This window comes from Vibrio sp. 1069, assembly GCF_033340555.1.
In genome coordinates this window covers 1-577 of sequence record NZ_JAWOWP010000690.1, presented here as the reverse complement: position 1 = coordinate 577, position 577 = coordinate 1, and the positions used below count along the sequence as shown (strand labels likewise).

Genomic DNA, 577 nt, shown 5'->3' with positions numbered 1-577 from the left:
AACGGCTGTGCAAAACCCATGCGGTTTAAACGTTCTGCCAGATCTTGCCTTGCTTGTTGATTGATGATGGAAAGCGCATGCTCTTGTCGAATCGTCACGCTATAACCTTGCGAATCTAACTTGATGTGGATTTCGCCACCTTTGAGTTGGCCTTCGCTCAGAAACAATCGTACTTCTTTCTCATTCGATGCCGTTGGTAGGGCAACGTACACTTTATCCACCAATTGCTGAATCAGTTGGCTGACTTCACGAGTTGGTTGAGTAGGTTGTGGGGTCGAGATGCCTTTCAAAATCACATCGCCTTGAGTAATCGGTGTCGTGACTGGTTGATGCATCGGCTTGTCATTGCTTTTTTCTGAATCCAACATGGCTCTATCTAGCAACGTGCGCTCACCCTTGCTCGCTTTGGGATGTTCATCATTCGGGAGTGGTGTTTTCAAATTGCGCGAATTAAAGCCAAGTGATGAGTCACCCTCATGCTTGTTTACTTCAGTTTTAGTTGCAGTTTTGTGCACAGCTGAAGTGACAGGATGAGAGGCGAGTGACGCAGAAGCCGCAGACGCAACGGTTGTTGATG

General features: G+C 47.3%; 1 protein-coding gene. It reads right to left on the bottom strand.

What is annotated here, in order from left to right:
- Positions 1 to 577 (bottom strand): type III secretion system needle length determinant (locus tag R7040_RS28510; RefSeq protein WP_318097893.1); only part of this gene is annotated, 577 nt, incomplete at both ends.